The sequence below is a fragment of the Streptomyces pactum genome (genome assembly GCF_002005225.1).
Taxonomy (GTDB): domain Bacteria; phylum Actinomycetota; class Actinomycetes; order Streptomycetales; family Streptomycetaceae; genus Streptomyces; species Streptomyces pactum_A.
On the sequence record NZ_CP019724.1, the window covers coordinates 2,517,143 to 2,543,759 of the forward strand.

The following is a 26,617-nucleotide window of genomic DNA, read 5'->3' on the forward strand; positions in this document are numbered from 1 at the left end:
GAATCGAACACACGCCGCACGCAAGACTGTCGTGATCTCAGCGCCGTGCGGCTTGGATCTATTCCCCGCGCTCCGCCGACGGGCGGTCGGACGACTGCTCCGACGGCTGCTCGGTGTCCGGCCGGATGTCGATCCGCCAGCCGGTCAGCCGGGCCGCGAGGCGGGCGTTCTGGCCCTCCTTGCCGATCGCCAGCGACAACTGGTAATCGGGCACGATCACACGCGCGGAGCGGGCGGCCAGGTCCACGACCTCCACCTTGGAGACGCGGGCCGGGGAGAGCGCGTTCGCCACCATCTCGGCCGGGTCGTCCGACCAGTCGACGATGTCGATCTTCTCACCGTTCAGCTCACCCATGACGTTGCGCACCCGGCCGCCCATGGGGCCGATGCAGGCACCCTTGGCGTTCAGGCCCGAGCGGGTGGAGCGTACGGCGATCTTGGTGCGGTGGCCGGCCTCGCGGGCGATCGCGGAGATCTCGACGGAACCGTCGGCGATCTCCGGGACCTCCAGGGCGAACAGCTTCTTCACCAGGTTGGGGTGCGTGCGGGACAGCGTCACGGAGGGACCGCGCACGCCCTTGGCCACCCGGACGACGTACGAGCGCAGCCGCAGGCCGTGCGGGTAGGTCTCCCCCGGCACCTGCTCCTGCACCGGCAGGATCGCCTCCAGCTTGCCGATGTCGACGAGCACGTTCTTCGGGTCGCGGCCCTGCTGGACCACGCCGGTGACGATGTCGCCCTCCCGGCCGGCGTACTCGCCGAGCGTCGCGTCGTCCTCGGCGTCGCGCAGCCGCTGCAGGATGACCTGCTTGGCGGTGGTGGCGGCGATACGGCCGAAGTCGGACGGCGTGTCGTCGAACTCGCGGGCCGCCTGGCCCTCTTCGAGGTCGTCGGGGTCCTCCTTCGCCCACACGGTCACGTGCCCGGTGTCCCGGTTGAGCTCCACGCGCGCGTGCCGGCGGCTTCCCTCGGTGCGGTGGTAGGCGATGAGGAGGGCCGACTCGATCGCTCCGACCAGCAGGTCGAAGGAGATCTCCTTCTCCCGCACCAAGCCCCGCAGGGCGCTCATGTCGATGTCCACGGCTACGCCTCCTCCTCTTCCTTGTCGTTCTTGACGTTCTTGTCGTTCTTGTCGTTCTTGCCGCCGCCGTCGTCCTTGCGGTTGAACTCGACCTGGACGCGCGCCTTGTCGATGTCGGCGAAGGCGAGTCTGCGGGTGGTGGCCTTGCGGCCCTTGACTCCCGGCACTTCGAGGTCGAGTCCGTCGTCGTCCACGGCGAGGATGCGGGCGGCCAGTTCGCCGCCTTCGTGGAGCTGGAACCGCACCAGGCGGTCCGTGGCGCGCACGTAGTGGCGGTGCTCGGTGAGGGAGCGCTCCGCGCCCGGGGTGCCGACCTCGAGGGTGTACTCCCCCTCGCCCATCGCGTCGGTCTCGTCGAGCTTCGCCGAGAGCGCGCGGCTCACATCGGCGATGCGGTCCAGGTCCGCGCCGGTGTCGGAGTCGACGACGACACGCAGCACACGCTTGCGGCCGACCGAGTCCACCGCGATCTCTTCGAGGTCCAGGCCCTGGGAGGCGACGAGCGGCTCCAGCAGCTCTCGCAGCCTCTCGCTCTGGGTGGTGCTCATCCGGGTGACTCCTCGGCCGCGTGTGCTGTTGTGGGACGGTGCGCGTGTCTGGTCAAAGGGTATCCGGTCCCGGGGGGTGTTGCCGTCCACCCCGGACCGGCGGCGCCGATGAGTGGTGCCCGGCCGGGGCCCGGGTACCGTGATCACGGGCAGGCCGCACCGCGGGACCCCGCCGCTCGCCCGTCGCTTTGCCGTCGCTTCCGTACGAGCCTGTCGAGGACGTCTGCCGTGTCGTTTTCCTCATCGCCGCCGCGCCCGCCGTCGGGGCCGCGCAGAAGGAGCCTGCTCGCGTCGGCCGCCGGCGCCGCCCTGCTCGTCGGCTGTTCCGGCGCTCCGGGCGACGGCGGCCCGAAGGGCGGTCCGCCGGCCGCCGAACGGGCACGCGCGCGTGCGGCCCGGGACAGCGAGAAGCTGGCCGGGCGGTACGCGGCGGTGATCACCGCGCATCCGGGGCTGGCGGAACGGCTGGGGCCGCTGCGCGCGGAGACCGTCCGGCACGCGGAGGCGTTCGGCGCCGTGCGTGCGGCCTCGCCCGGGGCGTCGCCCTCGGTCTCCGCGCGGGCCGCCGGCCCGGAGGACGACGCCTCTGCCGTACCGGCGGCCGAGAAGGACGCCCTGGCCCTGCTCGCCGCCGCCGAGCGGGAGCTGGCCGGCCGGCGGTCCGGGGCCCTGCTGGAGGTGCCGGGCGAGCTGGCGCGGTTGCTGGCCTCGGTGGCGGCGGCCGGATCGGCGCACGTGTATCTGCTGACGGAGGGTGACGGGTGAGCGAGGCCGAGGACCGGGAGCTGGACGCCGTTCAGGCGGCGCTGGCGGCGGAGCACGCGGCCGTGTACGGCTACGGGGTCGTGGGCGGACGGATCGGCGAGGAGCGGCGCCCCGAGGCCCGGACGGCCTACGACGCGCACCGGGCGCGGCGGGACGCGCTGGCGCGCAGGGTGCGCGACCTCGGCGGCGAGCCGGTCGCCGCTGCGGCCGGGTACGCACTGCCCTTCTCGGTGCCGGACTCGGCGGCGGCGGCGCGACTGGCGGCGGAGCTGGAGGAGCGCGTGGCCGGCGTCTATTCCGACCTGGTGCGGGCGGCCGAGGGCGAACGGCGGGCCACCGCGGCCGGGGCGCTGCGGGAGGCGGCGGTCCGGGCGGTGCGCTGGCGGGGCGGGAGCGTAGCCTTCCCTGGGCTCGCGGAGCGGGCCGACGGCCGGTCGGGGCCGGACGCGACACCGGATGCGGCGTCGGACCCGGGCTCGGACCCGGCGTCCGGCCCGGCTTCCGCTTCGACGGCTCCGACCGCGTAACACGTACGGCTGCCCGTACGGGAAGGGAACGGCTCGCGCATGGCTTTCGAACCGCCGCGGCGTCTGGTCAGGGCGCTCGGTGAGACGGCACCGGACGGTGACGACTGGTTGGAGAAGCTGCCCGAAGCGGCGGAGCGGGCCGTGGCGGTGCGCGAGTTGACCGTGGAGCGGGTGCAGGTGCCCGGCGGCCGCAGCAGTCTGGTGGTCCTGGTGCGGACGGCGGACGGGACCCCCGCGGTGCTGAAGCTGGCCCCGCGCCGGGCCCGCCCGGAGGGCGAACGGGCCGCGCTCGCCCACTGGGGCGGACTCGGCGCCGTACAACTGCTCGGAGCGGAGCCCACGGAGGGCGTGCTGCTGCTGGAGCGGCTGCATCCGGACGTGTCGGTGCGGTCGCTGCCGGAGGCGAAGGCGTTGCTGGAGGCCGCGGGGACCCTGCGGCGGCTGTGGGTCGAGCCGCCCGCCGGTCACCCCTTCGAGACCGTGGCCGAGCGGACCGGGCGGCAGGCCGAGGCGATGCGGGCGGGCGCGGTGGCCGACGCCGAGGTGGCGCCGCTGGTCGACGCGGCGCTCGCGGCCCGCGAGGAGCTGCTGGCCGCGCCGCCCGAGCCTCGACTGCTGCACGGGACGTTCCGGCAGAGCAAGGTGCTCGCCGGGGACCGGATGCCGTGGCTGGCCGTGGGTCCGGACCCGGTGGTCGGCGAGAGCGCCTTCGACCTCGCGCGGCTGGTGCGGGACCGGGTGGAGGACCTCATCGCCCAGCCGTCGGGCGCCTCGACGACCCGGCGGCGGGTCAAGCGGCTCGCCGAGTCCCTGGAGGTGGACCAGGAACGGCTGCGCGGCTGGACGCTGTTCCGCGCGGTCGAGTCGGGCGTACGGGCCCGCCGGGTGGGCCGGGAGCAGGACGCGGAACTGCTCCTGGAGTTCGCGAGCTGGCTGTAGGACGGCGGTGGGCGCGGCAGGGAGACGACGCACGCGGTGGTGAGCGCGCCGTCTCCCTACCGGGTCGCCTCCGCGTCGGGGGCCGTGGGCCCGGACGTCTCGGCTTTCGTGTGGAGGACCTCGCGGGCCTGCTCGGCGGCGCGCGCGGTGCTCTCGCTGACGAAGTCGAGGAAGCGGGCGACGTTCTCCAGGCGGGCGCCGGCCGGGGTGCCGGAGCCGAGGACGCCTACGCCCTGCCGTGCGGTCTCGACGACCTGGGCGATGGACCGGGCACTGGCCATCGTCGACTGGTACCAGACGTCGTCGTCGACGACATAGCGCTCGCGGCGTCGTTCGTCGCGCTCCCGGCGGACGAAGGCCTGCTCGTCGAGGAACGAGATCGCTTTGGAGACGGACGCCGGACTGACCTGGAGGCGCTGGACGAGTTCGGACGCGGTGAGGCTGCCGGAGTCGGTGAGGGTGAGACAGGCCATGACCCGGGCCATCATCTTGGGCATGCCCGAGGCCATGAGGACGGTGGTGAACACCTCCTCGTACTCACGCACGGCGTCGGCGTCCCGCCCGTGGGCCTGCGGCGGCACCCTCGGGCCCCGGGACGCGGCGGGCCGCCTGCGCCGGTGGGCGCGGTGTTCGGTGGCGCGGTGGGCGAGGTCGGCGCGGTAGGCGGTGGGGCCGCCGTTGCGCATCACCTCGCGGGTGATCGTCGAGGTCGGGCGGTCGAGGCGCCTGGCGATCTCCGCGTAGGCGAGGCCGTCGGCCAGCCCCAGTGCGATCTGCTGACGCTCCTGCTGAGTGAGCCTGCCTCCAGGCATCGCTGTCTCCTTCGTACTTCCTAGTGCCATCAGCATAGCGTTCACCTTCTCTCCATTGCAACGAACGAGCCGCCTTCGTTGCATTAGGCGAGAAGATCATTGCAACGATTAGTTGCCTACTAGCTGCCATTATCACTTTCCTGCGCAACGCTTTTGTTGCTCGTTCCGTGAACGCAACGTAGCGTTTCGAGCGTCAGAAAGCAGCAGCCCAAAGGAGAGCACGATGCGGACCTTCGACACCCCCAACCCGATCTCCACCGTCCTGGACATCCCCGCCGGGCGCATCCGGTTCATCGCCGCCGACCGGGCCGACACCACGGTCGAGGTCACGCCCGCGGACGCCTCGAACGGCCGCGACGTGAAGGCAGCGGAGCAGACCGGGATCGAATACGGTGACGGGGTCCTGCGGGTCGAGGCCACGGCCGCGAACCGGTTGCTCGGCAGTTCCGGCTCCATCGAGGTGACCGTCCGACTGCCCGCCGACTCCCGGGTCGAGGCCAAGGCGGCCAGCGCCGAGTTCCGCGGCGTGGGGCGGCTCGGCGACGTCACCTTCGAGGGCTCGCACGGCTCGGTCAAGCTCGACGAGGCCGCGAGTGCCCGGCTGGCCACTCTCGCCGGTGACGTCTGCGTCGGCCGGCTCGGCGGCCCCGCGGAGATCAGCACCGCGAAGGGCGACATCCGGATCTCCGAGGCGGTGCGCGGCGCGGTCGTGCTGCGCACCGAGGCCGGCGAGGTGTCGGTCGGCGCGGCCCACGGGGTCTGCGCCTCCCTGGACGCCGGCACGTCCTACGGCCGGATCCACAACACGCTCAAGAACACCGACGGCGCCGCCGCGGACCTGGCCATCCACGCGACCACCGCCTACGGCGACATCGTCGCCCGCAGCCTCTGAGGAGCACCTGTCATGACCGATCCGGCCATCGCGGCGAACTAACTGCGCAAGTACTACGGCGACAAGACCGTCCTCGACGGCTTCGACCTGACCGTTCCCGAAGGAACGGTCTGCACGCCCGGCGCTACCCGTCCCTCGCCCTGAACCCGCTGCTCACACCCGTCATGCTCCTGCTGCTGGCCGATCGCCGAGTACCAGCCCTTCACCCGCGCCATCGAAGCCCTCCGCGGACTGCTCCTCGGCACCGAGATCGGCCACAACGGCTGGCTCGCGGTCGCCTGGTGCCTGGTGCCTGGTGCCTGGGACTGGCCGTACTCGGCTACCTCTGGTCCGCCTCGAACCTCGACCGCGACCCGAGGTGACCGCCATGCCGGCGCGAGTCTCCTTGCGCGACGCGTTCCACCCGAGGGCGGCGCACCCCGACACCACGTCGGCGTCCGCCGCCCTTCTCCGTGTCATCGCCCGGCCGGGCACCTCACGGTGGCCCGGGATGTCAGGCCGTGAGGCGGGCGATGGCCTCCTCGACCGTCACTTCCTCGCGCTCCCCGGTGCGGCGGTCCTTCAGTTCGACCACGCCTTCGGCGGAACGGCGCCCGGCGACCAGGATCTTGGGTACGCCGATGAGTTCGGCGTCCGTGAACTTGACGCCCGGGGAGACGCCGGCCCGGTCGTCCACCAGGACGCGGACGCCGGCGGCGGCCAGCTTGCCGGAGACCTCGAGGGCCAGCTCGGTCTGCAGGGCCTTGCCGGCGGCGACGACGTGCACGTCGGCCGGGGCGACCTCCTGGGACCAGACGAGGCCCTTGTCGTCGGCGTGCTGCTCGGCGAGGGCGGCCACCGCGCGGGAGACGCCGATGCCGTAGGAGCCCATGGTGACGCGGGCCGGCTTGCCGTTCTGGCCGAGGACGTCGAGCTTGAGGGCGTCGGTGTACTTGCGGCCCAACTGGAAGATGTGACCGATCTCGATGGCGCGGTCCAGCCTGAGACCGGTGCCGCACTTCGGGCAGGGGTCGCCCTCCCGGACCACGACGACGTCGACGTACGCGTCGACCTCGAAGTCACGGCCCGCCACGACGTTCCTGGCGTGCGTGTGCTCCTTGTTGGCACCCGTGATCCAGGCCGTGCCCGGCGCCACGCGCGGGTCGGCGATGTACTGCACCTTCTCGCCCAGGCCCTGCGGACCGACGTAGCCGCGGACCAGGTCGGGGCGGCCCACGAAGTCCTCGGCGGTGACCAGCTCGACGGCGGCCGGGGCGAAGTGCGCCTCGACCTTGTCCAGGTCGACCTCGCGGTCGCCGGGGACGCCCACGGCGACGATCTCGCCGTCGACCTTGACGAGGAGGTTCTTCAGCGTGGCGGAGGCCGGGACGCCGAGGGAGGCGGCGAGGGTCTCGATGGTGGGGGTGTCGGGGGTCGGGATGTCCTCGGCGGCGGGCACGGCTGCCGCATCCGCGGGCTGCAGGGCGTAGGTGATCGCCTCGGTGTTGGCGGCGAAGTCGCAGTTCGGGCAGTCCGCGAAGGTGTCCTCGCCGGCCTCGGCCGGGGCGAGGAACTCCTCGGACTTGGAACCTCCCATCGCGCCGGCGGTCGCGGCGCAGATGCGGTAGTCGAGGCCGAGGCGCTCGAAGACGCGCTGGTAGGCGGCGCGGTGCAGGGCGTAGGACTCGGCGAGGCCCTCGTCGGCGACGTCGAAGGAGTAGGAGTCCTTCATCAGGAACTCGCGGCCGCGCAGGATGCCGGCCCGGGGGCGGGCCTCGTCGCGGTACTTGTTCTGGATCTGGTAAAGGATGACCGGCAGGTCCTTGTAGGAGGACGCCTGGTCCTTCACCAGCAGGGTGAAGATCTCCTCGTGGGTGGGGCCGAGGAGGTAGTCGCCGCCCTTGCGGTCCTGGAGGCGGAACAGCTCGGGGCCGTACTCCTCCCAGCGGCCGGTGGCCTCGTACGGCTCGCGCGGCAGCAGGGCGGGGAGCTGGACCTCCTGGGCGCCGATGGCGTCCATCTCCTCGCGGACGATGCGCTCGACGTTGCCGAGGACCTTCTTGCCGAGCGGCAGCCAGCTCCAGAGGCCGGCGGCGGTGCGGCGCACGTAGCCGGCGCGGACCAGCAGCTTGTGGCTGAGGACCTCGGCGTCCGCCGGGTCGTCGCGCAGCGTCTTCGCCATCAACTTCGACATGCGCTGGACCGGTGCGTTGGCCATGGTTCTCGTGTCTCCTGCTGCGTAAGGATGGTGCTAGGAGGTTAGCCGGGTGGTCCAGCCCGGCGGAAATCGGTTACGGGCCTCAGGTCCCGTCCCGGGGCCGGCGCAGCGGGAGCGGGGCGCCCATCACGGCGTACGGCTTGGGGGCGCTGGGGAAGAGGACCTGCCGGGCGAGGTCCTGGTAGCCGAGGGAGCGGTAGAGGCCGCGGGCGGGGCTCTCGGTGTCGATCGCGGAGAGGATCGAGCGGGGCTCGGCGGCGGCGTCGGTGATCGTGGTGATCAGGGAGCGGCCCGCGCCGCGGTTCTGGTGGGCGGGGTGGACGTGGAGTTCGGTGATGACGAAGGAGTCGTCGAGCCAGGTGTCGTTGCCCTGGGCGCGGAGGTAGGGCTCGACGACGGTGGACCACCAGTGGGCGCGGTCGTTGGGCATGCCGTAGACGAAGCCGACGAGGTCGCCGCCGACGGTGGCGCCGAGGGCTCTGGCGCCGGGGTGGGTCATGTGGCGCAGGACGATCTGGCGGCGGACGGCCACCTCGTCGGGGCCGAGTCCGAACGCGGCGGCTTGGACCGCGAGGGCCTCGTCCACGTGCGCGGCGAGGTCCAAGGGGCCGATCACGAGCTCCATGGCCGGGAGCCTAGCGCTTCGCTGAACAGGGGCGGAGGTACGGGCTGTCGTTCGGGGGCCGGTGCTGGGAGCCGGTCGTGGCTCAGAACAGGATGCTCATGAAGGCGCCGATCTCCTGGAAGCCCACCCGCTGGTACGTCCGTCGTGCCGCCGTGTTGAAGTCGTTCACGTACAGGCTCGCCACCGGGGCGACGTCCGCGAGGGCGTAGCGGAGGATGGCCGCCATGCCCGGTGCCGCGAGGCCGGTGCCCCGGTACTCGGGGGCCACCCATACGCCCTGGATCTGGCAGGCGCGGTCGGTGGCGGCGCCGATCTCGGCCTTGAAGACGACCCTGCCGTCGGTGTCGAAGCGGGCGAAGGAGCGGCCGGAGCCGACGAGTTCGGCGACCCGGGCCTGGTAGAGCAGGCCGCCGTCGCCGGCCATCGGGGAGATGCCGACCTCCTCGGTGAACATCGCCACGCAGGCCGGCATGATCCGCTCCATCTCGTCCTTGCGGACGCGGCGGACGTAGGGGTCGGGGGTGATGTCGGCGGGCATGCGGTCGGTGACCATGAGGGGCTGCCTGGTGCGTACCTCGCGGGGCGGGCCCCAGCCCGGTTCGAGCAGTCGCCACAACTGGGCGGTGGTGTCGGCGGGGCCGACGATCGAGGAGCAGCGGCGGCCGGCCCGCCGGGCGCGGTCGGCGAAGGCGCGGACGGCGCGCGGGGTGGCGCAGATCGGGACGAGGTTGGCGCCCGCGTAGCACAGGGACGTCAGCATGCCGTGCTCGTACCAGCCCCACATCTCGCCGCCGAGCCGCCACGGGTCGAGGCCGGCGATCCGCACCCGGGCGGTCACGAAGGCGTTCGCGACCGGCTCGCGGTCGAGGACGGCGAGCGCTGCGTCCAGGTCGCTCGGTTCGAGCACGCGGGAGGTGGTCTGCGTCAACACGTGCGGGGGCCTCACCCTGAGATCTGCTGGTCTCCGCACTGTACCTGCCGTGAATATGCCGCGCCGCCCCCTGGGACGACGCGGCCGGTGCGGGGGCCGGGTCAGCCCGCGACGGACACCGAGGGCTCGCCGGAGGTCACGCCGTCGGCCTCCATCTGCTCGGCGATCTTCATGGCCTCCTCGATGAGGGTCTCCACGATCTTGGACTCGGGGACGGTCTTGACGACCTCGCCCTTGACGAAGATCTGGCCCTTGCCGTTGCCGGAGGCGACGCCGAGGTCGGCCTCGCGGGCCTCGCCGGGACCGTTGACGACACAGCCCATGACGGCGACGCGCAGCGGGACGTCCATGCCCTCCAGGCCGGCGGTGACCTCCTCGGCCAGCTTGTAGACGTCGACCTGGGCGCGGCCGCAGGACGGGCAGGAGACGATCTCCAGGCCGCGCCGGCGCAGGTTCAGCGACTCCAGGATCTGGATGCCGACCTTGATCTCCTCGACCGGCGGGGCCGACAGGGAGACGCGGATGGTGTCGCCGATGCCCTGGGAGAGCAGCGCGCCGAAGGCGACGGCCGACTTGATGGTGCCCTGGAAGGCGGGCCCGGCCTCGGTGACACCGAGGTGCAGCGGGTAGTCGCACTGGGCGGCGAGCTGCCGGTAGGCCTCGACCATGACGACCGGGTCGTTGTGCTTGACGGAGATCTTGATGTCCCGGAAGCCGTGCTCCTCGAAGAGCGACGCCTCCCACAGCGCGGACTCCGCCAGCGCCTCGGGCGTCGCCTTGCCGTACTTCTGGAGCAGACGCCGGTCCAGCGACCCCGCGTTCACGCCGATGCGGATCGGGGTGCCGTGGTCCTTCGCCGCCTTGGCGATCTCCTTGACCTTGTCGTCGAACTGCTTGATGTTGCCGGGGTTCACCCGGACCGCCGCACAGCCCGCCTCGATCGCGGCGAACACGTACTTGGGCTGGAAGTGGATGTCCGCGATCACCGGGATCTGCGACTTGCGCGCGATCACCGCGAGGGCGTCCGCGTCGTCCTGCGTCGGGCAGGCCACCCGCACGATCTGGCAGCCGGACGCCGTCAGCTCGGCGATCTGCTGGAGCGTCGCGCCGATGTCGGACGTACGCGTCGTGGTCATGGACTGCACCGACACGGGGGCGTCGCCGCCCACCGCCACGGGCCCGACCTGGATCTGACGGCTCTTGCGGCGCTCCGCGAGCCTGGTCGGAACGTCCGGCATGCCGAGAGAAATCGCAGTCATCTGCTGTGCAACCCCAAGTCGTGGATCAAGGTCCGGCCCCGTTCAGCGGCGGGCTCCGGCCTCCGAGATTACGGCACCGACGTGAACGCCGGGCACACGGCGTACGGGAGATGCACCCTTTGGCATCCGTCTGCCGGGAGACCGGCGTGAAGCCCGGCCCGGAGGGACATGCTCCCCGGATCGGGCTTCTCGTCGGATCGTTCGGATCGTTCGGATCGTCCGTACGTCAACTGATCCGTACCGGATTGACGACGTCCGCCACCAGGACCAGCAGCGTGAAGCAGACGAAGACGCCCGCCACCACATAGGCCACCGGCATCAGCTTCGCCACGTCGAACGGGCCCGGGTCCGGGCGGCGCAGCACCTTGGCCGCGGTGCGGCGCAGCGACTCCCACAGCGCGCCCGCGATGTGGCCGCCGTCGAGCGGCAGCAGCGGGAGCATGTTGAAGAGGAACAGGGAGAGGTTGAAGCCGGCCACCAGCATGACGAACATGGCGAGCTGCTGGGTGGGCGGGATGTCCAGGGTGGCGATCTCGCCGCCGACGCGGGCGGCGCCGACGACGCCCATCGGGGAGTCCGCCTCGCGGGGTCCGTCGCCGAAGGCCGCGTCCCACAGGGCGGGGATCTTGGCGGGCAGGGCGGCGAGGGAGTCGACGGCGTCGCCGATCCGGTCGCCCATCCAGGTCACGGACTGGCCGAAGTCCTGTTTCACCACGCCGGTGGCGGCGCTGAAGCCGAGGAAGCCGGCGGTGACGTACTCGCCCTCGACGATCTGTCCGTTGGCGTCCTTCTTCGCGACCTGGTTGGTGGCGATGGTCGCCTGGAGGGTGACCTCCTGGCCTGCGCGCTCGACGACGACCGGCACCTTCTCGCCGGGGTTGGCGCGGATCATGTTGGACAGCTTGTCCCAGTCGTCGGTCCGCACGCCGTCGAAGGAGACGATCTTGTCGCCCGCCTTGAGGCCCGCCGCCGCGGCCGGGGAGGCCGGGTCGGACTTGGTGCAGTCGTCGCGGTTCTCGCTCTGTGAGATGACGCACTGGGAGACGGAGCTCACCGTGGTGGTCTGCTGCGAGATGCCGAAGCCCATGAGGACGGTGAGGAACAGCACCACCGCGAGGATGAGGTTCATGAACGGGCCCGCGAACATCACGATGACGCGTTTCCAGGGCTTGCGCGTGTAGAACAGGCGCTTCTCGTCACCCGGCTGCAGCTCCTCGAAGGCGGCCGAGCGGGCGTCCTCGATCATCCCGCGCCAGGGCGAGGTGGAGCGGGCCTCCAGCCGGCCGTCGGCGCCGGGCGGGAACATTCCGATCATGCGGATGTAGCCGCCGAACGGGATGGCCTTGACCCCGTACTCCGTCTCGCCCTTCTTCCGGGAGAAGAGCGTCGGCCCGAAGCCGACCATGTACTGCGGCACGCGGATGCCGAACATCTTGGCGGTGGACAGGTGCCCCAGCTCGTGCCAGGCGATGGAGAACAGCAGGCCGACCGCGAAGACGACTATGCCGAGGATGAACATCAGGGTCGTCATGCACGGGCCTCCGCCGTCTGTGCCGCCAGTTGCCGGGCCCGGGCGCGGGCCCAGGTCTCCGCTTCGAGGACGTCCGCGACGGTGAGCGAGGTTCCCGCCCGGGGGGTGCCGTGTTCTTCGACCACCCGCGTGACGGTCTCCATGATCCCGAGATACGGCAGCGCGCCGGAGCGGAACGCCTCGACGCACTCCTCGTTGGCGGCATTGAACACCGCCGGGGCCGTGCCCGCGAGCTCCCCGACGTGCCGGGCCAGGTTCACCGACGGGAAGGCCTCGTTGTCGAGCGGGAAGAACTCCCAGGTCGAGGCCTTGCTCCAGTCGAAGGTGGGAGCGGCGCCGGGGACGCGTTCGGGCCAGCCGAGACCGATGGCGATGGGCCCGCCCATGTCGGGGGGCGTCGCCTGGGCCAGTGTCGATCCGTCCGTGAACTCAACCATCGAGTGCACATACGACTGGGGATGCACGACCACCTCAATGCGGTCGAAGGGAATGTCGTAGAGCAGGTGGGCCTCGATCACCTCCAGGCCCTTGTTGACGAGGGTGGCGGAGTTGATCGTGATCACCGGGCCCATGGCCCAGGTGGGGTGGGCGAGGGCGTCCTCGACGGTGACCCGCGCGAGCTGCTCCCTCGTCCGCCCCCGGAAGGGGCCGCCGGACGCGGTGACGACCAGTTTGCGCACGTCGGCACGGGTGCCGGCGGCCAGCGCCTGGAAGAGGGCGGCGTGCTCGGAGTCGACCGGGATGATCTGACCGGGCTTGGCGAGGTCCTTGACCAGCGGACCGCCGACGATGAGCGATTCCTTGTTGGCGAGCGCGAGGGTGCGGCCCGCCTCCAGTGCGGCCAGGGTCGGGATGAGTCCGATGGAGCCGGTGATGCCGTTGAGGACGGTGTGGCAGTCGGAGGCGGCGACCTGGGTGGCCGCGTCCGGTCCGGCGAGGATCTCCGGGAGCGGCTCCCCACTGCCGTACTGGGCGCTCAGCGCCTCCCGCAGCGCCGGTACGGCGTCCTCGCGGGCGACGGCGACGGTCCGCGCCTTCAGCCGGTACGCCTGCTCGGCGAGGAGGGCGACCCGGCCGCCGTTGGCGGACAGGGCGGTGACCCGGAAGCGGTCCGGGTTGCGCAGCACGAGGTCGATGGCCTGGGTCCCGATCGACCCGGTGGACCCGAGGATCACCACGTCCTTCGGGCCGTCGCCCGCCACCGGGTCGTACACGAGGTGGGGGTCGGCGAGTGGGGCTGGACTGTCGCTCATCCCCCCATTGTTGCCGCAACCGCCGTGCGGGAGGACAGCGCGTCCCTCGCAGGGGTGTCGCGGTGCCCGCGCGGGGTGGGCGCGGGGCCGCGGGGGCCCGGGCCGGGCGGCGGGCAGAGCGGGCCCGCCCGCAGCGAGACGCCCGGAGCGCGCCTCCCGCCGGGGGGCGGCCCCGGAACCGCTCCGGTGAGACCGGCTTCCACTCCAGCAGGGCAGGCTCCGGAGCCGCCCCCGGTCCGCTCCGGTGAGACCGGCTTCCGCTCCAGCAGGGCAGGCCCCGGAGCCACTCACGAACCACTCCGGCGGGACCCGGTTCCTCCCCAGCGAGGCAGGCCCCGGAGCCGTCCACGAAACACTCCGGCGGCCCGGGTTCCGCTTCAGTGGGGGCCCGTCCCCGTCGGGCGGGGCTCCGTCGCGCCGGGTCCTGGGCAGCCCCGGCGGGTGCTGACGTACGCCCTCCTACCTGATGGGACGGTGGACGTTGGCTCGCCGAGACTCGCCCGGCGTCGCGTCCGCGATCCACGGACCGTCCCCCGACGGGTCGACGACGCCCTGCTCCAGCCACTCGTAGGCGCCGCCCAGCACGCCCTTGACGACCTTGCGGTCGAGGTCGTCGGTGTTGGTCCACAGGCGGCCGAAGAGTTCCTCGACGCGGACGCGGGCCTGGCGGCAGAAGGCGTCGGCGAGCTGGTAGGCCTCGCGGCCGTGGTCGCCCCCGGCGCGCAGGTGCTCGGCGCGCACGCACGCGGCGCTCATCGCGAACAGCTCGGCGCCGATGTCGACGATCCGGCCCAGGAAGCCCTGCTTGGTCTCCATCCGGCCCTGCCAGCGGGACATGGCGTAGAAGGTGGAGCGGGCGAGCTTGCGGGCGGTGCGTTCGACGTAGCGCAGGTGTCCGGACAGGTCGGGGTGGCCGGACGGGTGGAACCCGGCGTAGGAGCGCGGGAGCTGACCGGGTCCGGCGACCAGCTTCGGCAGCCACTTGGCGTAGAAGACGCCCGCCTGCGCGCCCGCCCGCGCCTTGTCCGACAGGGCCTTGTCGGGGTCGATCAGGTCGCCGGCGACCGAGAGGTGGGCGTCGACGGCCTCGCGGGCGATCAGCAGGTGCATGATCTCGGTGGAACCCTCGAAGATCCGGTTGATGCGCAGGTCGCGCAGGATCTGCTCGGCGGGCACCGCGCGTTCGCCGCGGGCGGCGAGGGAGGCCGCGGTCTCGAAGCCGCGGCCGCCGCGGATCTGGACCAGCTCGTCGGCCATCAGGCAGGCCATCTCGGAGCCGTAGAGCTTGGCGAGGGCGGCCTCGATACGGATGTCGTTGCGGTCCTCGTCGGCCATCTGGGAGGAGAGGTCCAGGACGGCCTCCAGGGCGAAGGTCGTCGCCGCGATGAAGGAGATCTTCGAGCCGACCGCCTCGTGCAGCGCGACCGGCTTGCCCCACTGCTCGCGCACCGCCGACCACTCGCGGGCGATCTTCAGGCACCACTTGCCGGCCCCGACGCACATGGCGGGGAGCGAGAGCCGGCCGGTGTTGAGGGTGGTCAGGGCGATCTTGAGGCCGGCGCCCTCGGGGCCGATGCGGTTCGCGGCCGGGACGCGGACGCGGTGGAAGCGGGTGACTCCGTTCTCCAGGCCGCGCAGGCCCATGAAGGCGTTGCGGTTCTCGACCGTGATGCCCTCGGATGCGGCCTCCACCACGAAGGCGGTGATGCCGCCCTTGTGCCCCTCCGACTTCGGGACCCGGGCCATGACGACGAGCAGGTCGGCGACGACGCCGTTGGTCGTCCACAGTTTCACCCCGTCGAGGACGTAGTCGTCCCCGTCCGGGACGGCGGCGGTCGCCAGGCGGGCCGGGTCGGACCCGACGTCCGGCTCGGTCAGCAGGAACGCCGAGATGTCGGTGCGGGCGCAGCGCGGCAGGAAGGTGTCCTTCTGCTCCTGCGTGCCGAACATCTTCAGCGGCTGCGGCACGCCGATCGACTGGTGGGCGGAGAGGAGCGCGCCGATGGCGGGATTCGCGGATCCGACCAGTGCGAGGGCCTTGTTGTAGTAGACCTGGGTGAGGCCGAGGCCGCCGTATTTGGTTTCGATCTTCATGCCGAAGGCGCCCAGCTCCTTCAGCCCGGTGATCACCTCGTCCGGGATCCGCGCGTCGCGCTCGATCACGGACCCGTCGATCTTCGTCTCGCAGAAGTCGCGCAGCTTGGCGAGGAACTCCTCACCGCGCTGTACGTCCTCGTCGGCCGGGAGCGGGTGGGGGTGGATGAGGTCGAGGCGGAAACGGCCGAGGAACAGCTCCTTGGCGAAGCTGGGCTTGCGCCAGTCCTGTTCCCGGGCCGCCTCCGCGACCTCGCGGGCCTCACGTTCGGTGACGGTGGGTCGGGAGGAGGGGGTGGGGGTGTTTGGTGCGGACATGAGGCTCACCTCGCCGCGAATCGGCATCGGAGGAAGATACGCCCATCAAGATCGCGACGGTCGTCATACGCGAAGTTGCGGACGTACGTTACTAGTCGGTGCTACCCGATCGTATGTACCCGATCCCGGGCGGTCCCACCACCCTTCGTGCGGCCGTTCGGCCGATGCCCCGGAGAGGGGACGGCGCGGAAGAAAGGTGTCGAAGCGCTTCGACACCCTATGGACACCCACCTTCACTGGGGCTACTGTCGAACCACCCTCACCCGCACTTGTCCACCCTGTGCGCTGTCGAAGCGCTTCACAAAGCTTGGAGAGCTGGATGGTCACCCTCGCCGAGGTCGCCCAGCACGCCGGAGTCTCGGCGAGCACGGTGAGCTATGTCCTCAGCGGCAAGCGGTCCATCTCCACCACCACCCGGCAGCGGGTCGAGGAGAGCATCCGGAGGCTCGGCTACCACCCGAACGCCGGTGCCCGTGCCCTGGCCAGCAGCAGGTCGAACATCATCGCCCTGATGATCCCACTGCGCACGGACATGTACGTGCCGGTGATGATGGAGATCGCCGTCGCCGTCGCGACCAGTGCGCGCACCCACGGGTACGACATCCTGCTGCTCACCGGCGAGGAGGGCCCCGACGCGGTGCGCCGCGTCACCGGCAGTGGGCTCGCCGACGCGATGATCCTGATGGACGTCGAACTCGACGACGAGCGGCTGCCCCTGCTGCGGGGCACCGACCAGCCGTCGGTGCTGATCGGTCTGCCCGCCGACACCACCGGGCTGACCTGCGTCGACCTCGACTTCCGGGCGACCGGCGCGCTGTGCGTGGAGCACCTGGCGGAGCTGGGGCACCGCGACATCGCGGTCATCGGCGAGGCGCCCGCCGTCTACGAACGGCACACCGGCTTCGCCGAGCGCACCCTGGACGGGCTGCGCACCCGGGCTCGGGAGCTGGAGCTGCGGCTGCTGCACCGGCCCTGCGAGGGCGGGTACGACGCGATGGCCGCGACCCTCGCCCGCGTCTTCGACGAACGCCCCGGCACCACGGGCTTCGTCGTCCAGAACGAGTCCGCGGTCGAACCGCTGCTCGCCCTGCTGCGGCAGCAGGGCCGGGCCGTGCCCGAGGACGTGTCGGTGGTCGCGGTCTGCCCCGAGCAGGTCGCCACCCAGGCCTCGGTCCGGCTCACCTCGGTCGCCGTGCCCGCGCAGGAGATGGGCCGGCACGCCGTCGAGCAGTTGGTCGCCAAGCTCGACGGGCGCGGGAGCGACGAGGTCGTGCTGCTCGCACCGGAGCTGACGGTCCGGGCCAGCTCGGGGCCGGCGCCCGTCCGGTCCCAGCCCTTGACCTCTCCGTAGCCCCGCTCCGCACCGCGCTCGGCCCCTGCCAGGGCACCGCCATGTCCGCGTTCTCCCCGCACTCCCCCAGGAGCCGCCTCGTGAACCAGCCTGCCGAGATACAGCCCAAGGTCGGCCTCGCCCAGTCCTCCCCCACCGTCGGCACGTTCCGCGAGCGGGACGGAGCGCTGGAGTGGAGCGGCCGTCAGGAGACCGTGCGGATCGAGCCCTGGGGGCCGGACGCGGTCCGCGTGCGGGCCCGGCTCGGCGGCCCGGTGCTGGAGGGGCTCCCGGGTGCCCTGCTGCCGGACGCACCGGCGACCGAGAGCGCCGTCAAGATCGAGGACGGGCACGCCTCACTGACCGTCGGGGCGCTGACCGTGGAGGTCGCGCCCGAGGGGCTGGTGCGTTTCGTGCGGACCGCGGACGGCGGCGAGCTGCTGGCCGAGGAACGCGCCCACTTCTGGTGGCCCGGCCCTCGCCTGTACACGGCCGTCGGCAACGGGTACCACCGGCTGGAGCAGCGGTTCGCCGCCCACGACGACGAGAAGCTGTACGGCCTCGGCCAGCACCAGCACGGCCGCCTCGACCAGAAGGGCCTGGTCGTGGACCTGGTCCAGCGCAACGCCGAGGTGTCGATCCCCGTCCTCACCTCCAGCCGCGGATACACGCTGCTGTGGAACAACCCGGCGATCGGCCGCGTGGAGCTGGCGCACAACGGCACCCGCTGGGTCGCCGACTCGGCCCGCCAGATCGACTACTGGATCACCGCCGGCGCCCCGGCCGACACACAGCGCCGCTACAGCGCGGTGACCGGCCGTACGCCGATGCTGCCCGCGTGGGCGGCGGGCTTCTGGCAGTGCAAGCTGCGCTACCGCACGCAGGACGAACTCCTCGCCGTGGCCCGGGAGTACAAGCGGCGGGGGCTGCCCGTCGACGCCATCGTCTGCGACTTCTTCCACTGGACGCACCTGGGCGAGTGGAAGTTCGACCCGGCCGAGTGGCCGGACCCGGCGGCCATGGTCCGTGAGCTGGACGAGCTGGGTATCAAGCTGGTGGTCAGCGTCTGGCCGTCGGTGTCCCCGCTCTCCGAGAACCACCCGGTCATGGAGCAGAGCGGCTACTTCATCGGCACCCAGTACGGCCCGATGGCCCACGCCGACTGGCCGGACAAGGAGGTCGCGTCGACGGTGCAGGTGGCCTTCTACGACGCCACCAACCCCGAGGCCCGGGACTTCGTGTGGTCGAAGGTCAAGGAGAACTATTTCGACCCGTACGGCATCACGGCCTTCTGGCTGGACGCCTGCGAACCCGAGCTGAAGCCGGGCTTCCCGGAGAATCTGCGCTACTGGGCGGGTCCGGGCCTGGAGGTCGGGAACCTGTACCCGGCCGAGAACTCCCGCGCCTTCGACGAGGGCCTGCGCGCGGCCGGCGTGGACGAGGTGATCACCCTCAACCGCTCGGCGTGGGCGGGCAGCCAGCGCCACGGCGCCGCCCTGTGGTCCGGCGACATCGGCACCGACTTCGCGACCCTGCGCCGCCAGATCGCCGCCGGTCTGAACACCGCGCTCTCCGGCATCCCCTGGTGGAACACGGACATCGGCGGCTTCCACGGCGGCGACCCGGACGACCCGGCGTACCGGGAGGTGCTGGTCCGCTGGTTCCAGTTCGGCGCGCTGTCCCCGCTGATGCGACTGCACGGCTTCCGCGACCCGGGCATGCCGCTGGGCCCGGACATGACCGGCGGCCCGAACGAGGTGTGGTCGTACGGCGAGGAGGCGTACCCGATCCTCGAGAAGTACCTGCGGCTGCGCGAGCGGCTGAAGCCGTACGTCCTCGACGTCATGCGCGAGGCGCACGAGGAGGGACTGCCGGTGATGCGCCCGCTGTTCCTGGAGTTCCCCGGGGACCAGGCCGCGTGGGGCGTCGACGACGCCTATCTCCTCGGCCGGGACCTGCTGGTCGCACCGGTGCTGACGGCCGGGGCCACGGTGCGGACGGCGTACCTTCCGGCGGACTCGCGCTGGACGGACGCGTGGACGGGTGAGACGTACGAGGGCGGGGCGGCGGTGACGGTGGACGCGCCGCTGGACCGGATACCGCTGTTCCTGCGGGACGGGGCGCGACTACCGGTCGCGGAGTAGACGCACGTGGACGCGAGGGGCCGGTCCCGGGCGGGACCGGCCCCTCGGCCGTGCCGCGGTACGGGTCAGCCGCCGCTGATCGTCAGGTTGTCGGTACGGAAGTCGAGGCCGCCGGCGGAGGAGGTGATCTCGTAGCCGAACTGCACGTCACCGATGGTCTCGTTGCCCATCCAGCCCTTGGTGTTCTTGATCCACTTCAGGATCGGCAGGATGTCGACGGTGCCGGAGTTCGAGTCCGAGGTGCGCAGGAACGAGAAGACCTCGTTGGCGCCGTTGTCTCCCTTGTAGACGTTCCAGGAGTGACCGCCGAGGGTGACCGAACCCTGCGGGCTCCCCAGCGGGCCCACGGCCCCGTGGTGGTTGACCCAGAGCATGATCTCGTAGTCGTAGTCCGTGTCCCAGATGTCGTACGACGTGTTGTACGCGCCGGACGACGGGACCGTGACGTTGTAGCTGCTGGTCAGCGAGGTGAGGGAGGCGATCGGCTTGTTGATCACCTTCTTGGCGTTCGGGTAGGACTTGATGCCGCCGGTGTTCGGGTGGTCGGCCCAGACGCCCCAGTTGGTACCGGAGTTCGCCCAGACGCACTGGCTGCCGGCGCCGGAGCCCCAGATGTTGTTGTAGAGGGTGTAGCCGTTCAGGCTGGTGTTGCCCCACTGGTCGCAGGAGCTCCAGACGGCCGCCTGGGCGGGGGCGGACGCCAGGCCCACGGTGGCGCCGAGCGCGAGGGCCGGGGCCAGCAGGGCGGTGAGGGTGCGGGTGCGGGTACGTGGTGCCATGGGTTTCCTTCCATGGGTGGGGGGAGTTGCGGTGCGGCTACCGCGCCTTGACGCTGATGACGCGGTCCTCTCCGGCGGCGAGGTCGAGCGGTTCGGCGCCGGAGGGAGTCCTCAGTTCGATGCGGTGGGTGCGGTCCGGGCGCAGGACGGCCGTCACCGTGCCGTCGGCCGTCCAGCTCAGGTCGAGTTCCGCTCCGAACCGGGTCCGTGTGCCCGTGAGCCGGCCCTCGCGGCAGTTCTCCGGGAGCGCGGGGAGCAGGACCAGCCGGTCGGGGGTGGACTGGACCAGCATCTCGAGGAGCACAGCCGGGAGGGCGTGCGCGGCGTCCGCGTTGTAGACGTCGCGGTGGGGGTAGTGCGCGCTCATCAGGGACGCGTGGAAGAAGTCGCCGTCGAGCACCTGACCGAGGGCGTGGGCGACCCGGTCGCCGTCCCCAAGACGCGCGGCGATCAGGGCGTGGTGCAGGTGGCCGTGGGCGGAGTCGTTCTCGGCGCCGCGCAGTTCGAGGGCGCGATGGGCGGCTCGGGCGAGTTCGGGCGTGTCGTACGGATTGATCTCGTCGAGCGGCCAGACGCCGTAGAGGTGGCTGAGGTGGCGGTGGTCGTAGGTGTCCGCCAGGCCGGGCCACGCCCACTCCGCCAGGGCGCCGTCGGCGTTGGTCCGGTGCGGTGGAAGGCGGTCGGCGAGCGCGCGCCAGCGGTCGGCGTGCTCGGGGTGGCGGTCGGCGGCGGTCAGCAGGGCGTGCCGGGCGGCGGAAAGGTCCATGGCCGCGTTGACCGTGCCCCAACTGGCGTTGGCGGGCCGGTTCTCGGGTGAGTAGGAGGGCACGACGAGCACGCGCCCGTCGTCGTCGGTCCGGGTGAGGAAGTCCTCGTAGAAGAGGGCGGCTTCGGCGAGCGCGGCAGTGGTGCGTGGGTCGTGGCCGCCGCGGGTCTCGTCGTGGTCGACGAGGGGCTTGAGCAGCCAGTCGGCGCCCGCCGTCCACAGGTGGAGCGGGTACTCGCGGCTGAAGTGGTACGTGTGCCCGGACTCGCCGTCGGTGTGCGACGGTGCGACGACGCCCCGGGTGCCGAAGACGGCACGGGCGTTGTCCCGCCAGTGCGGGAGCTGCCCGTGGACGAGGGCGGCGTGGGCCTCGGTGACTTCGGGGAGGGCGGCGGTCGCGGCGGAGGCGGTCTGGAGGTTGAGGTTGGCGTTGGTGGTGAACGCCCCCGACCAGGCCGTGTCCCAGTCGCCGGTCCACAGGCCGGTCAGGCGGGGCGGGAGCATCCCGCTGGCGGAGAGCAGGTGGTAGCGGCCGGCCGCGAAGAGCCGTTCCAGGAGGGCCGTGCAGCGAGGGCGTTCGAGCAGCGCGGAGCCCGGCAGGGCGCGTTCGGCCGGGTCGGCGGCGAGGTCGAGGGTGACGCGGTCGTATGCGGTGCGGTGGAGGGCGAGGTGGCGGTCGAGCAGGCCCTCGTACGACGTCCCGTCCGGCAGGTCGCGCAGGGCGCGGCCCTCGGTGACCACGTCCAGCTCGCCGGTGTGCCGGCGCACCCGGGTGAGGATCAGCACCTCCGTGGCGCCCTCGACGAGGATGCCGGGCGGGACCAGTTTCGTGGTGCCGCCGGTGACGGCGACCAGGGTGACGCCGGTGTACGCCAGGTCGCTGCCGGGGTAGCGGGCGCGCAGGCTGAGCAGGGCGCCCTCCGGCGTGAGGACGGCGCCGTGGCCGACGCCCAGCCCCGCGGGCGCGCCGGGGAGGCGGGGGTCGAGGGACAGGTCGAGGGTGAGGTGCGGGGCGGTGACGCGCTGGACGACGACGTCGTCGGCGCGGGAGACGAAGACCCGGCTGGTCCAGGTGGAACAGGTGGCGGTCGTCTCGCCGGTGGTGAAGTCGACGGAACGGCGGCAGGCGGCGCGGGTGTCGCCCGGGGGCCTGTTCAGGCGGAGCTGGAAGGCCGGGTGGAAGGGGCGTACCCAGTGCAGCGGGCGGCCGTCGGTGAAGCCCTCCGCGGCGGTCGTGTCCCCGGCCAGCAGGCGGTCCTGGAGGGCGGGGAGTCCGGCGGCGAGCCGGGGTGGCCGGCGGTGTTCGTCGTCGCCGTCCGGGCGGACGAGGGTGTGGTGGGTGACGATGACACGGTCGGCGTTCGGGTCGCCGAACACGAGGGCGCCGTGGTGGCCGTTGCCGCTCAGGAAGGCGTCCTCCCAGCGGGCGGCGGGCCCGGGCTCCCAGGTGCCGTGCACGGGGCCGCCGGTCATCGTCGTACGGGTCGTCGGCGTACCGGTCACGCCCGTACCGACGCCGTCCGTACCGGTCACGTCCGTACCGATGCCGTCCGTACCGATGCCGTCCGTACCGGTCACGCCCGTACCGGTCATGAGGCCGGCTCCGTGAGGACCGCCACGCCGTAGCGGCCGAGGGTGAGTCGGTCGGTGACGGTCGCGTCGGTCAGCAGGTCGCGGTGGGTGCCCGGGACGTCGACGGTGACCGGGTCGCGGCCGTGGTGGAGGAGGAACAGCAGGTCCCCGCGGCGTACGGCCTCGACGCCGGCCGGGAGTCCGTCGAGCACCGGTCGGGCACCCGCGTCGGCGGCGACGCGGGCGAGCAGGTCGCGCAGCGCCGCCGGCTCGGGGAGGGTGGAGAGGTACCAGGCGCGGCCCTTGCGCAGGACGGCCGGCAGTCCGTCCAGCTCGCCGCCCTTGTAGCGGACGGTCTCCGTGGCGGTGCCGTCGGGCTCGAGCTCCTCCGACCACAGGGAGCCCCAAAAGCCGTCGCAGGCGGCCGTCTCGTCCGCCTCCAGGGGCCACCACTCGTGCAGGGTGCGGATGCCGAACAGCTCGCGCAGCCGGGCGTCCATGCCGCCGGGCCTGACCCGGTCGTCCTCGTCGGCGACGCCGGTGAGGAAACCGCAGACGAGGGTGCCGCCGCCGCGGACGTAGGCCACGAGGTTGTCGACGGCCGTGTCCGTGAGGGCGTAGAGCTGGGGTACGACGACCGCCTTGTACGGGGACAGGTCGTGTTCCGGGTGGGCGAAGTCGGTGGTGAGGTGGGCCTCCCACAGGGCGCGGTGCCAGGCGCGCAGGACGTCGGGGTAGTCGAAGCGGGTGGAGAGGCGGCCGTCCTGGGCGCCGGCCCACCAGGAGTGCCAGTCGTGCAGGACTGCGATGCCGGCGGGGACGGTGCTGCCCGCCGCGTGCGGGGCGAGCTTCGCGAGGTCGGCGCCGAGCTGCTTGACCTCCTGGTACGTACGGCCCTGTGCCCCCGCGTGGGAGACCATCCCGGAGTGGAACTTCTCGGCGCCCTGCCGCGACTGGCGCCACTGGAAGTAGCAGACGGCGTCGGCGCCGCGGGCCACGGCCTGGAGGGACCACAGGCGGTTGAGGCCGCGCGGCTTGGGGTGGTTGGCGCCGCGCCAGTTGACCGGGCCCGCCGCCTGCTCCATCAGCATCCACGGGCCGCGCGCCTGGGAGCGGGTCATGTCCTGGACCAGGGCGCCGTGCTGGGCGCCGAGCGGGTCGCGCGGGTCGGGGTAGAGGTCGACGGAGACGACGTCCTCCTCCTCGGCCCAGCGCCAGGCGTCCTGGCCGGACCAGAGCGGCATGAAGTTGGTGGTCACCGGCAGGTGCGGGGTGTGGCGGCGGACGATGTCGCGTTCGGCGGCGTAACACTCCAGGAGCATGTCGGACGTGAAGCGCCGGAAGTCCAGCACCTGGGTGGGGTTCTTCAGGTAGTGGGTGCGGCGGGCCGGGAGGATCTCCGCCCAGTCGCCGTAGCCCTGGCTCCAGAAGGCGGTGCCCCAGGCGGCGTTGAGGGCGTCGAGGGTGCCGTACCGGTCCCGGAGCCAGCGGCGGAAGCGGGTGGCGGCCTCGTCGCCGTGGTCGTACGTGCAGTACTCGTTGTTGACGTGCCACATGGTGAGGGCGGGATGCCCGGCGTAGCGGGCGGCCATGGCCTCGGTGATGGCGGCGGCGTGACGGCGGTAGGTGGTGCTGGAGTGCGAGAAGTGCTGCCGGCCGCCCCACCACTCGGTGCGGCCGTCCTCGTCCCGGGGCAGGGTGTCCGGGTGGAGGTGACCCAGCCAGGGCGGGGGCGCGGAGGTGGGGGTGGCGAGGACGACGCCGATGCCGTTCGCGTGCATCAGGTCCATCAGGCGGTCCAGCCAGCCGAAGTCGTGCACACCGGGGCGGGGTTCGAGTTTCGCCCAGGAGAAGACGCCCAGGGTGACGGAGTTGACGCCGGCGTCCCGCATCAGGCGGACGTCCTCGTGCCAGGTCTCCTCGGGCCACTGCTCGGGGTTGTAGTCGCCGCCGTAGAGGATGCGGCGGCGGGTGGTGTCGCTGAGCCTCGGCATCAGGTGGGCTCCCCGTACTGGATGCCGCGTCCGTTGGTGGCGAGGTAGACGCGGCCGTGCACGCGGGGGTCGCCGGTGATCGTCTCGCCGGTCCATCCCCACTGGTGCCGGTCGTCGTTGATCCGCGTCCAGCTCCTCGCCTCGTCGTCGGAGCGGTAGACGGCGGTGACGGCCCCGATGGCGCCGACCTGGTAGATCGCCGGGTAGCCGGCGCCGTCGGCGGCCTTGCCGAAGCCGAGGGTGTGGGAGGCCCGGCAGCTTTCCACCTCGGTGACGGTGACGCCCCCGTCGGTGGAGCGGTACAGGCCGTTGAACTTGGTGCTCAGCCACAGGTCGCCGGTCCGGCCGGGCGCCGCCACCAGCTTGTACTGGGCGTCACCGGCGGGCAGTCCGGTCGCGCGGGCGGTGAAGGAACGGCCACCGTCGGTGCTGGCGAGCAGCGTTCCCGTGTCGGTGTCGTACGCGTAGAAGAGCGTCGGGTCGGCCGGGTCGGCGACCGGCGTGGCGCCCTTCGGGAAGGAGGGGACCGCGGACCAGGTCGTGCCGTTGTCCGCCGAGCGGTGGGCCGGGTGTTTCGTGCCGTCCCAGTGCACGAAGGACCACAGCAGCACGCTGCCGTCGGCGTTGGTGGCGATCGGCCCCGGAGCGCTCCGGGCGATGTCGGGCTGGGCGGCGAAGGGCGCCCAGGTCCGTCCGCCGTCGTGGGAGTACGCGCCGTTGCCGTTGTCGCCCCAGCCCGCCCGGACGACGTACGCCGGTCTGCGCGCCGCCTGTGCGAGTCCCGTCGCCGACCCGGACACCGGGTTCGTCGCCATGCCGCGCGCCGGGGACGACGTGAGCCGCTCGTGGTACATCACGCCGATGTCCCGCGACCCGCTGATCAGGTGCGCCCTCCCGGCCGGGGGCGAGACCAACTGGGTCACGGACGCCTCCTCCAGGCCGCGGATCTGCGGGGCCCAGCGTCTGAGGTCCCGGGTGCCGTAGAGGGTGGCGCCGGTGCCGTACACGAGGTGCTCCGAGTCGTACGGGTCGAGGGCGACGGCCTGGATCCACCAGCCGAACTTGGGCCGCTCCTCGCCCCACCTGAGGTACGGGGTCTCGGAGACGTCGAGCACGGCCGAGTCCTTCAGGGACGTCCAGGTGCGGCCGCCGTCGGTGGTCCGGAAGAGGGTGTCGACCGCCGCCCAGCGGTTGTTGGTGGAGACGACGACCGTGCCGGGGCGACGGGCGTCGACGGCGACGCCGCCGTAGCCGAAGCTGTCGGCGGAGCCGTCCTCGGTGGTGCCGCCGGGCCGGACGGGGGTGACCTCGCTCCAACGGCCGTCGACCGTGCACAGCTTGTGTACGCTGCCGGCGGACTGGCCGTTCGGGCCCGGTGTGTCGGCGTACGTCACGTACAGCTCGCGGGTGTGCCGGTCGTACGCCGCACGGACCGGGACCTTGGCCGCGGTGCCGGAGGGCTGCCCGGGGGCGGGCTCCCAGGTGGTGCCGTCGGCCGTGCGGAAGAGGTTCGGTGCGGTGCCGTCGGCGTCGCCCCAGCCGGCGTAGACGGTGCGGCGGGCGGCGGCGAGGAGGGTGACGCCCTGGCCGGTGGTGCTCGGGGTGGCCGGGAAGCCGGTGGCAGGGGTCCAGGTGGCGCCCCGGTCCGTCGACTTCCACAGGCCGTCGTGCCGGGTGCCCAGCCACAGGGTGTCGCTGTCGCGCGGGTCGACCAGGAGCCGCTCACCGGTGCCCCGGCCGTCCTCGTTGGCACCGAGCTTCACGGTGAGGTCGGTGCGCTGCCAGGTCCTGCCCCGGTCCTCGGAGCGCAGGATCGCGCCGTTGCCCGCCCATGCCTGGGCATAGGTGCCGCAGGCCAGGTAGAGCCGGTCCGGGTGGGCGGGGTCGACGGCCATCGCCTCGACGCCGAGCAGGTTCCAGTCGTCCCAGCCGAGGTGGTCCAGGAGCGGCACCCAGCGGGCGGCCCGGTCGTCCCAGCGGTAGGCGCCGCCGATGTCGGTACGGGCGTAGGCGAGGCCGCGGACGCGGGGGGGGAACAGGACGCCGGTGATGAACCCGGTGCCGCCGATGACGACGTTGCGCCAGCGGTAGGGGCGGGCCTCCCCGGTGTCCTCGGCGGCCCGGGCGGGCCCGGGGGTGAGGGGGACGGCGGTGAGCGCGGCGGCGGCCGCGGTTGCGGCGAGTACGGCGCGCCGGCTCAGGGGGAACGCGTGCATGGCATACCTCGTTCTGCGATCGGCGGAGGATGGAGAGGCCGAGG

At 72.3% G+C, this 26,617-nt stretch carries 20 protein-coding genes and 2 pseudogenes; 8 read left to right on the forward strand and 14 right to left on the reverse strand.

Annotated features, from left to right (window positions below; genetic code table 11):
* Positions 1–58: 58 nt before the first annotated feature.
* Together nusA and rimP are read right to left on the reverse strand one after the other, a co-directional pair.
* The gene (gene nusA / locus B1H29_RS10175; RefSeq protein ID WP_055421672.1) at positions 59–1,081 is read right to left on the reverse strand and encodes a transcription termination factor NusA; all 1,023 of its coding nucleotides are present in this window, start codon (positions 1,079–1,081) and stop codon (positions 59–61) included.
* 2 nt (positions 1,082–1,083) lie between these two features.
* The gene (rimP, locus tag B1H29_RS10180; protein WP_055421673.1) at positions 1,084–1,629 is read right to left on the reverse strand and encodes a ribosome maturation factor RimP; all 546 of its coding nucleotides are present in this window, start codon (positions 1,627–1,629) and stop codon (positions 1,084–1,086) included.
* A gap of 228 nt (positions 1,630–1,857) precedes the next feature.
* On the opposite strand from rimP, the gene B1H29_RS10185 reads away from it, so the two are divergent.
* Genes B1H29_RS10185 through B1H29_RS10195 form a run of 3 tightly spaced genes read left to right on the forward strand, consistent with a single transcriptional unit; the run spans position 1,858 to position 3,860 of the window.
* Positions 1,858–2,394: a hypothetical protein gene (locus B1H29_RS10185; RefSeq protein WP_055421674.1), complete on the forward strand. Its 537-nt coding sequence runs from the start codon at positions 1,858–1,860 to the stop codon at positions 2,392–2,394.
* Positions 2,391–2,921: a ferritin-like domain-containing protein gene (locus B1H29_RS10190; protein WP_055421675.1), complete on the forward strand. Its 531-nt coding sequence runs from the start codon at positions 2,391–2,393 to the stop codon at positions 2,919–2,921. Before B1H29_RS10185 ends, B1H29_RS10190 begins: the two co-directional genes overlap by 4 nt.
* Before the next feature lie 39 nt (positions 2,922–2,960).
* On the forward strand, positions 2,961–3,860 hold the full coding sequence (locus tag B1H29_RS10195) for an aminoglycoside phosphotransferase family protein (RefSeq protein ID WP_055421676.1): 900 nt from the start codon (positions 2,961–2,963) through the stop codon (positions 3,858–3,860).
* 56 nt (positions 3,861–3,916) lie between these two features.
* Here B1H29_RS10195 and B1H29_RS10200 read toward each other — a convergent pair whose 3' ends face one another.
* Positions 3,917–4,672, reverse strand: coding sequence for a helix-turn-helix domain-containing protein (locus B1H29_RS10200; protein WP_055421677.1), 756 nt, complete (start codon positions 4,670–4,672; stop codon positions 3,917–3,919).
* Positions 4,673–4,895: 223 nt separating this feature from the next.
* On the opposite strand from B1H29_RS10200, the gene B1H29_RS10205 reads away from it, so the two are divergent.
* From B1H29_RS10205 to B1H29_RS10210, 3 genes and pseudogenes are all read left to right on the forward strand, one after another.
* On the forward strand, positions 4,896–5,564 hold the full coding sequence (locus B1H29_RS10205) for a DUF4097 family beta strand repeat-containing protein (protein ID WP_055421678.1): 669 nt from the start codon (positions 4,896–4,898) through the stop codon (positions 5,562–5,564).
* A gap of 12 nt (positions 5,565–5,576) precedes the next feature.
* Positions 5,577–5,675, forward strand: a pseudogene (locus B1H29_RS39260) (ABC transporter); the annotation flags it as partial.
* Positions 5,676–5,744: 69 nt separating this feature from the next.
* Positions 5,745–5,926: pseudogene (locus B1H29_RS10210) on the forward strand (ABC transporter permease); the annotation flags it as partial.
* 131 nt (positions 5,927–6,057) lie between these two features.
* On the opposite strand, the gene B1H29_RS10215 reads toward B1H29_RS10210, so the two are convergent.
* From B1H29_RS10215 to B1H29_RS10245, 7 genes are all read right to left on the reverse strand, one after another.
* Positions 6,058–7,761, reverse strand: coding sequence for a proline--tRNA ligase (locus B1H29_RS10215; protein WP_055421679.1), 1,704 nt, complete (start codon positions 7,759–7,761; stop codon positions 6,058–6,060).
* Between the two features lie 82 nt (positions 7,762–7,843).
* Positions 7,844–8,386 (reverse strand): GNAT family N-acetyltransferase, encoded by a 543-nt coding sequence (locus B1H29_RS40010; RefSeq protein ID WP_055421680.1) that lies wholly within the window; start codon positions 8,384–8,386, stop codon positions 7,844–7,846.
* Between the two features lie 82 nt (positions 8,387–8,468).
* A complete protein-coding gene (locus B1H29_RS10225; protein ID WP_055421681.1) occupies positions 8,469–9,317 on the reverse strand; it encodes a GNAT family N-acetyltransferase in 849 nt (282 codons plus the stop codon).
* A 101-nt stretch (positions 9,318–9,418) separates the two neighbouring features.
* Positions 9,419–10,576, reverse strand: a complete 1,158-nt coding sequence (gene ispG / locus B1H29_RS10230; protein ID WP_079160139.1) for a flavodoxin-dependent (E)-4-hydroxy-3-methylbut-2-enyl-diphosphate synthase — start codon at positions 10,574–10,576, stop codon at positions 9,419–9,421.
* Between the two features lie 226 nt (positions 10,577–10,802).
* Positions 10,803–12,095: a M50 family metallopeptidase gene (locus B1H29_RS10235; protein WP_079160734.1), complete on the reverse strand. Its 1,293-nt coding sequence runs from the start codon at positions 12,093–12,095 to the stop codon at positions 10,803–10,805.
* Between the two features lie 8 nt (positions 12,096–12,103).
* Positions 12,104–13,360, reverse strand: coding sequence for a 1-deoxy-D-xylulose-5-phosphate reductoisomerase (dxr, locus tag B1H29_RS10240; protein WP_055421685.1), 1,257 nt, complete (start codon positions 13,358–13,360; stop codon positions 12,104–12,106).
* A 459-nt stretch (positions 13,361–13,819) separates the two neighbouring features.
* Positions 13,820–15,772: an acyl-CoA dehydrogenase family protein gene (locus B1H29_RS10245; protein WP_055421686.1), complete on the reverse strand. Its 1,953-nt coding sequence runs from the start codon at positions 15,770–15,772 to the stop codon at positions 13,820–13,822.
* Positions 15,773–16,091: 319 nt separating this feature from the next.
* Between B1H29_RS10245 and B1H29_RS10250 the strand changes: the two genes are divergently transcribed.
* Together B1H29_RS10250 and B1H29_RS10255 are read left to right on the forward strand one after the other, a co-directional pair.
* Entirely contained in the window at positions 16,092–17,123 is a 1,032-nt protein-coding gene (locus tag B1H29_RS10250; protein WP_055421687.1) for a LacI family DNA-binding transcriptional regulator, read from the forward strand.
* 80 nt (positions 17,124–17,203) lie between these two features.
* Positions 17,204–19,246, forward strand: a complete 2,043-nt coding sequence (locus B1H29_RS10255) for a glycoside hydrolase family 31 protein (RefSeq protein WP_055421688.1) — start codon at positions 17,204–17,206, stop codon at positions 19,244–19,246.
* A gap of 65 nt (positions 19,247–19,311) precedes the next feature.
* Here the strand turns inward: B1H29_RS10255 and B1H29_RS10260 are convergent, their stop codons facing one another.
* From B1H29_RS10260 to B1H29_RS10275, 4 genes are all read right to left on the reverse strand, one after another.
* Positions 19,312–20,025 carry a glycoside hydrolase family 12 protein gene (locus tag B1H29_RS10260; protein ID WP_055421689.1) on the reverse strand — a complete coding sequence of 238 codons (714 nt, stop codon included), beginning with the start codon at positions 20,023–20,025 and terminating at the stop codon, positions 19,312–19,314.
* A gap of 37 nt (positions 20,026–20,062) precedes the next feature.
* Positions 20,063–22,264, reverse strand: a complete 2,202-nt coding sequence (locus B1H29_RS10265; RefSeq protein ID WP_055421933.1) for a glycosyl hydrolase family 95 catalytic domain-containing protein — start codon at positions 22,262–22,264, stop codon at positions 20,063–20,065.
* A 116-nt stretch (positions 22,265–22,380) separates the two neighbouring features.
* A complete protein-coding gene (locus B1H29_RS10270; RefSeq protein WP_055421690.1) occupies positions 22,381–24,357 on the reverse strand; it encodes a beta-galactosidase in 1,977 nt (658 codons plus the stop codon).
* Complete coding sequence (locus tag B1H29_RS10275) at positions 24,357–26,573, reverse strand: WD40/YVTN/BNR-like repeat-containing protein (protein ID WP_055421691.1); 2,217 nt, start codon at positions 26,571–26,573, stop codon at positions 24,357–24,359. Before B1H29_RS10275 ends, B1H29_RS10270 begins: the two co-directional genes overlap by 1 nt.
* Positions 26,574–26,617: the final 44 nt, after the last annotated feature.

Excerpts from the sequence above, each read along its gene's own strand:
- rimP (WP_055421673.1), bottom strand. The coding sequence starts at position 1,629 with ATGAGCACCACCCAGAGCGAGAGGCTGCGAGAGCTGCTGGAGCCGCTC.
- B1H29_RS10195 (WP_055421676.1), top strand. The coding sequence starts at position 2,961 with ATGGCTTTCGAACCGCCGCGGCGTCTGGTCAGGGCGCTCGGTGAGACG.
- B1H29_RS10200 (WP_055421677.1), bottom strand. The coding sequence starts at position 4,672 with ATGCCTGGAGGCAGGCTCACTCAGCAGGAGCGTCAGCAGATCGCACTG.
- B1H29_RS10205 (WP_055421678.1), top strand. The coding sequence starts at position 4,896 with ATGCGGACCTTCGACACCCCCAACCCGATCTCCACCGTCCTGGACATC.
- B1H29_RS10215 (WP_055421679.1), bottom strand. The coding sequence starts at position 7,761 with ATGGCCAACGCACCGGTCCAGCGCATGTCGAAGTTGATGGCGAAGACG.
- B1H29_RS40010 (WP_055421680.1), bottom strand. The coding sequence starts at position 8,386 with ATGGAGCTCGTGATCGGCCCCTTGGACCTCGCCGCGCACGTGGACGAG.
- ispG (WP_079160139.1), bottom strand. The coding sequence starts at position 10,576 with ATGACTGCGATTTCTCTCGGCATGCCGGACGTTCCGACCAGGCTCGCG.
- B1H29_RS10235 (WP_079160734.1), bottom strand. The coding sequence starts at position 12,095 with ATGTTCATCCTCGGCATAGTCGTCTTCGCGGTCGGCCTGCTGTTCTCC.
- dxr (WP_055421685.1), bottom strand. The coding sequence starts at position 13,360 with ATGAGCGACAGTCCAGCCCCACTCGCCGACCCCCACCTCGTGTACGAC.
- B1H29_RS10245 (WP_055421686.1), bottom strand. The coding sequence starts at position 15,772 with ATGTCCGCACCAAACACCCCCACCCCCTCCTCCCGACCCACCGTCACC.
- B1H29_RS10250 (WP_055421687.1), top strand. The coding sequence starts at position 16,092 with ATGGTCACCCTCGCCGAGGTCGCCCAGCACGCCGGAGTCTCGGCGAGC.
- B1H29_RS10260 (WP_055421689.1), bottom strand. The coding sequence starts at position 20,025 with ATGGCACCACGTACCCGCACCCGCACCCTCACCGCCCTGCTGGCCCCG.
- B1H29_RS10265 (WP_055421933.1), bottom strand. The coding sequence starts at position 22,264 with ATGACCGGCGGCCCCGTGCACGGCACCTGGGAGCCCGGGCCCGCCGCC.
- B1H29_RS10270 (WP_055421690.1), bottom strand. The coding sequence starts at position 24,357 with ATGCCGAGGCTCAGCGACACCACCCGCCGCCGCATCCTCTACGGCGGC.
- B1H29_RS10275 (WP_055421691.1), bottom strand. The coding sequence starts at position 26,573 with ATGCACGCGTTCCCCCTGAGCCGGCGCGCCGTACTCGCCGCAACCGCG.